Origin of the sequence: Arthrobacter sp. HMWF013 (assembly GCF_003061105.1) — a bacterium.
GTDB lineage: Bacteria > Actinomycetota > Actinomycetes > Actinomycetales > Micrococcaceae > Arthrobacter.
Map to the genome: position 1 here is coordinate 3,619 of NZ_QAIQ01000313.1, position 5,397 is coordinate 9,015.

Genomic DNA, 5,397 nt, shown 5'->3' on the forward strand with positions numbered 1-5,397 from the left:
ACTCCCCGGGCGGTTCGTTCACCGCCATGACGGCCATTTACGACACCATGCAGTACATCCGTCCCGAGATCCAGACGGTTTGCCTGGGACAGGCAGCCAGCGCGGCAGCAGTGCTGCTGGCCGCCGGCACGCCGGGCAAGCGCCTGGCATTGCCCAACGCCCGTGTGCTCATCCACCAGCCCGCCCTCTCCGGCGGCCAGGGCGGGCAGGCCTCGGACCTCGAGATCCAGGCAGCGGAAGTCATGCGCATGCGTGCCTGGCTCGAAGACACCCTGGCACAGCACTCGGGCCGGACCTCCGAGCAGGTCAACAACGATATTGAGCGCGACAAGATCCTCACCGCGGCCGACGCCTTGGCCTACGGCCTGATCGACCAGGTGCTTGATTCACGCAAGATCAAGCCACAGGCCATTACCCGCTAGTAAGGCTTACCGACAGGCCGGTGCGGCCCAGTTAATTGGGCGGCACCGGCCTTCGCTTTCCACCCTTGGGGCCGAATGTGACCTAGAGTGGAAGATGTCACGGCCGGGCCTCCCAGGCCCGCCGCGTTTCCAGCAACGGTGCACAGCTGCCTGGCAGCAAGATACTAAAGGGGTTCACATATGGCTCGGATTGGCGAGAGCACGGATCTGCTGAAGTGTTCTTTCTGCGGAAAGAGCCAGAAGCAGGTGCGCAAGCTCATTGCCGGGCCCGGTGTCTACATCTGCGATGAATGCATTGAGCTCTGCAACGAGATCATTGAGGAAGAACTCGCGGAAGTCGCCGATCTGGGAAGTTTTGAACTCCCCAAGCCCCGCGAAATTTTTGACTTCCTGCAGGAATACGTCATCGGCCAGGAGCCTGCCAAACGGTCCCTCGCCGTCGCCGTCTACAACCACTACAAGCGGATCCAGGCCGGGCACGCACCCAAGAGCGGCAGCCTCGCTGAGGGCGGCCATCACGACGACGTCGAGATCGCCAAGTCGAACATCCTCCTGATCGGCCCCACCGGCTGCGGTAAGACGTACCTCGCGCAGACCCTGGCACGCAGGCTGAACGTCCCGTTCGCTGTTGCCGATGCCACCGCCCTCACTGAGGCAGGCTACGTGGGCGAGGACGTCGAGAACATCCTCCTCAAGCTGATCCAGGCGGCGGATTACGACGTCAAGAAGGCCGAACAGGGCATCATCTACATTGATGAAATCGACAAGATTTCGCGCAAGAGCGAGAACCCCTCCATTACCCGTGACGTCTCCGGTGAAGGCGTGCAGCAGGCGCTCTTGAAGATTCTTGAAGGAACAGTGGCCTCCGTGCCGCCGCAGGGCGGACGCAAGCACCCGCACCAGGAATTCATCCAGATCGACACCACCAACGTGCTCTTCATCGTGGCCGGTGCCTTTGCCGGCCTGGAGGAGATCATCGGCTCCCGTTCCGGGCGGAAAGGGATCGGTTTCGGTGCCCCGCTCAACGACGCCAGCAACAAGGTGGACTCGTATGGGGAGGTCATGCCCGAGGACCTCCTGAAGTTTGGCCTGATCCCGGAATTCATCGGCCGGCTCCCCGTCATCACCACAGTCTCCAGCCTGGACCGCGACGCCCTCATCCAGATTCTGTCCACGCCGAAGAATGCCCTGGTCAAGCAGTACCAGAAGATGTTCCAGATCGACGGAGTGGAACTCGTCTTCGACGACGGCGCGCTCGATGCCATCGCCGAGCAGGCGCTGGAACGTGGAACCGGTGCCCGGGGGCTTCGCGCCATCATGGAGGAAGTGCTCCTTCCGGTCATGTTCGATCTACCCAGCCGCGAAGATGTTGCCAGCGTGGTCATCACCGAGGACGTTGTCCTCAGCAAGGCCGAGCCCACCCTCGTTCCGCACGTGACCAAGCGCCGCAAGTCCGCCTGACACCACCGAGCCGTAGTTTCGAAACCGCAAGAATCCAGAGGTAATTACGCATGTCTGAAAGCACCACGAACCAAGCCGACTTCTGGTTCGATCCGCTGTGCCCCTTCGCCTGGGTCACCTCACGCTGGATCGGCGAGGTCGAGGACGTCCGCGACATCAAGACGGTCTGGCACGTCATGAGCCTTTCCGTCCTGAATGAGGGCCGGGACCTGGAGCCGTCCTACCGTGAGGCAATGGACAAGGGATGGGGGCCTGTCCGGGTCATCATTGCCGCCCGGGAGCAACACGGCGATCAGGTCATCAAGCCGCTCTATGACGCTATGGGGACACAGATCCACAGCGGCGGGGAGAAGGACTTCGGCGTCGTCATCAAGAAGGCGCTGGCGGAATGTGGGCTTCCCGCCGAGCTGGCCGGGGCCGCCAGCACGGATGCCTGGGACACGCAGTTGAGGGCCAGCCACGAGGAAGGCATCTCCCTGGTGGGCCAGGATGTCGGAACCCCGGTGGTCGCGTTCAACGGCACCGCCTTCTTCGGTCCGGTGCTGACCCGGATCCCGCGGGGAGAGCAGGCCGGTCAACTCTGGGATGCGACGGTCACCTTGGCCGGGTACCCGCACTTCTTCGAGATCAAGCGCAGCCGGACCGAGAGCCCCGACTTCAACTGATATCGCTTGCCTGTAGGCAGGAAAAGAGCCCCGGTAGAACTACTCTGATGTAGTTCTTCCGGGGCTCTTGCGCTTCCCCAAGGGCAGTACCAGAATGGTTCTTACCCACTTCGAAAGAAGCGGGACGCAGGAACCGAAGATTCAGTGATATGTATTCGACGCAGCCATCGGCAAAGCCGGATACAAGCTACCAGTGACGAGGTAGGAAGACCTGAAATTCCTAGGATCCCGCCAGACCATCAAAGACGTCACCAGATGGCCGAAAAGTCGAAGCCCCACCAACGGCAAAACGCTGATGGGGCTTCCCCTTTGCCCAAAAAAACAGGTTGCCCGCCCTCACCGGGCGGGCTCCCATCAGATCGCCGGGACCTCGTCGGCCGGGGCCAGGACGACGCCGCTGACGGTGAGTTCGCCCTCGCCGGCCACCAACGCGATCTCCCGGGCATTCGAGGCTGCCTTGAGGTCGCCCAGTCCTGCCTTCAGCTGGGTGGTCAGTGACTCTGACGCCGTGATCGTGGCCGAGAGGACCTCCGTGCGCTGCTTGACCTTGGCTTCGGACTTCGCTTTCCGGACCCCGCTCAGGGCAGAGCCGACCGTGGCGAGCAGGGTGGTGTCGCCGTCGACCTCCAAGGCGGTGGGCCATTCGGCGCGGTGGACAGACCCGTTGCGCCACCAGCCCCAGACCTCTTCAGTAGCGAAGGGCAGGAACGGGGCGAACAGCCGCAGCAGGGTGTCCAGGCTTGTCGCGAGAGCCGCCAGGACCGACGCCTGCTCAGCCTCGCCGGCCGCTCCGTACGCACGGTCTTTGATGAGCTCCACGTAGTCATCCGTGAACTGCCAGAAGAAGCTCTCGGTGATCTGCAGGGCCCGGGCGTAATCGTAGTTATCGAACGCCTTGGTGGACTGGCGCACCACATCCGCCAGCTGGGCGAGCACGGCGCGGTCCAGGGGATTGGCCAGGACCGAGAGGTCCGTGGACACCACCGAGTTCTCGGTCGCACCCAGGTTCAGGACGAATTTTGAGGCGTTCAGCAGCTTGATGGCCAGCCTGCGGCCGATCTTCATCTGGGCAATCTCGTACGCCGTGTCGGCACCGAGCTTGGCCGAGGTGGCCCAGTAGCGGACGGCGTCCGAGCCGAATTCGTCGAGCACGTCAGTGGGAACCACCACGTTGCCCTTGGACTTGGACATCTTCTTCCGGTCAGGGTCCAGGATCCAGCCCGAAATGGCCGCGTGCTTCCACGGGGCCGTTTCCTGCAGCGCGTCAGCCTGGACCACCGAGGAGAAGAGCCAGGTGCGGATGATGTCGTGGCCTTGGGGACGCAGGTCAAACGGGAATACCTTGGCGAAGAGATCCTCGTCCCGGCTCCAGCCACCCACGATCTGGGGTGTCAGGGACGATGTTGCCCACGTGTCCAGGATATCGGCGTCTCCGGTAAAGCCACCGGGGACATCGCGCTGTGCTTCCTCGTAACCCGGGGCGGCATCTGCGGCGGGGTCCACAGGCAACTGCTCGTCGCGCGGAACGATCGGAGCGTCGTACTGGGGGTTGCCGTCCGCGTCCAGCGGGTACCAGACGGGGATGGGCACGCCGAAGAAGCGCTGGCGCGATACCAGCCAGTCGCCGTTCAGCCCCGAGATCCAGTTCTCATAGCGTGACCGCATGAAGGCGGGGTGGAAGTCGATCTCGTGGCCGCGGGCGATCAGGCGCGCACGGCGTTCCTCGTCACGGCCGCCGTTGCGGTAGTACCACTGGCGGGACGTGACCACTTCGAGGGGCTTGTCGCCCTTCTCGTAGAAGTTCACGGGGTGCATGATCTTCTTGGGTTCGCCGTCGATGAGGTCCTCGGCGGCCAGGAGCTCCACCACGGCTTCCTTGGCGCTGAAGACGGTTTTGCCGGCGATCGCTTCGAAGGCCGTGCGGCCCGCGTCGGTGGTGATCCAGTCCGGGGTGTCGCCGACGATGCGGCCGTCCCGGCCCACGATGGCGCGGGTGGGCAGCTGGAGTTCGCGCCACCAGATGACGTCAGTGAGGTCGCCGAAGGTGCAGACCATGGCGATGCCCGAGCCCTTGTCCGCCTTCGCCAGCGGATGGGCCCTGACCTCAACCTCGACGCCGAAGACCGGGGAGGTCACCTTCTTGCCGAACAGCGGCTGGTACCGCTCGTCGTCGGGGTTTGCCACCAGCGCTGCGCAGGCGGCCAGCAGTTCCGGGCGGGTGGTCTCGATGAAAATCTTCTCCCCGTCCTCGGTGAAGAACGGGTAGCGGTAATAGGAGCCGGCAACTTCGCGGTCCTCCAGCTCGGCCTGGGCCACAGCGGTCCGGAAGGTGACATCCCACAGGGTGGGGGCCTCGGCCATGTAGGCGTCACCGGCTGCAAGGTTGGCCAGGAAGGCGCGCTGGGAGACCTGGCGCGAGGCATCATCGATGGTGCGGTAGGTCAGCTGCCAGTCCACGGAAAGGCCAAGCTGCTGGAACAGGCTCTCAAAGACCTTCTCGTCTTCCACGGCAAGTTCTTCGCACAGTTCAATGAAGTTCCGGCGCGACACAACATCGAAATCGCGCTGGTTCTTGGCCGGCTCGGCGGGGGCGCGGTAACCGGGGTCGTAGGGGATGGCGGGGTCGCAGCGGACGCCGTAGTAGTTCTGGACGCGCCGCTCGGTGGGCAGGCCGTTGTCATCCCAGCCCATCGGATAGAAGACGTTCTTGCCGATCATGCGCTGGTAGCGCGCCAGGACGTCCGTCTGGGTGAAGGAGAACATGTGTCCCACGTGCAGGGACCCTGAGGCGGTGGGCGGGGGAGTGTCGATCGAGTAGACCTGCTCCCGGGTGGTGTCCGGGTTGAACT

General features: G+C 63.7%; 4 protein-coding genes. 3 read left to right on the forward strand and 1 reads right to left on the reverse strand.

Annotation, left to right across the window (positions count from 1 at the left end; translation table 11 throughout):
• From DBR22_RS11915 to DBR22_RS11925, 3 genes are all read left to right on the forward strand, one after another.
• On the forward strand, window positions 1-422 hold a 422-nt coding region (locus tag DBR22_RS11915), incomplete at its 5' end, for an ATP-dependent Clp protease proteolytic subunit (protein WP_258229164.1).
• Between the two features lie 180 nt (window positions 423-602).
• Window positions 603-1,883, forward strand: a complete 1,281-nt coding sequence (gene clpX, locus DBR22_RS11920) for an ATP-dependent Clp protease ATP-binding subunit ClpX (protein ID WP_108599187.1) — start codon at window positions 603-605, stop codon at window positions 1,881-1,883.
• Between the two features lie 50 nt (window positions 1,884-1,933).
• On the forward strand, window positions 1,934-2,548 hold the full coding sequence (locus DBR22_RS11925; RefSeq protein ID WP_108599188.1) for a mycothiol-dependent nitroreductase Rv2466c family protein: 615 nt from the start codon (window positions 1,934-1,936) through the stop codon (window positions 2,546-2,548).
• A 354-nt stretch (window positions 2,549-2,902) separates the two neighbouring features.
• Here the strand turns inward: DBR22_RS11925 and valS are convergent.
• Window positions 2,903-5,397, reverse strand: a 2,495-nt coding sequence (gene valS, locus DBR22_RS11930; RefSeq protein WP_108599189.1) for a valine--tRNA ligase, incomplete at its 5' end; no start/stop codon positions are given.

Coding starts and splice junctions, on each gene's coding strand:
- clpX (WP_108599187.1), top strand. CDS start 603: ATGGCTCGGATTGGCGAGAGCACGGATCTGCTGAAGTGTTCTTTCTGC.
- DBR22_RS11925 (WP_108599188.1), top strand. CDS start 1,934: ATGTCTGAAAGCACCACGAACCAAGCCGACTTCTGGTTCGATCCGCTG.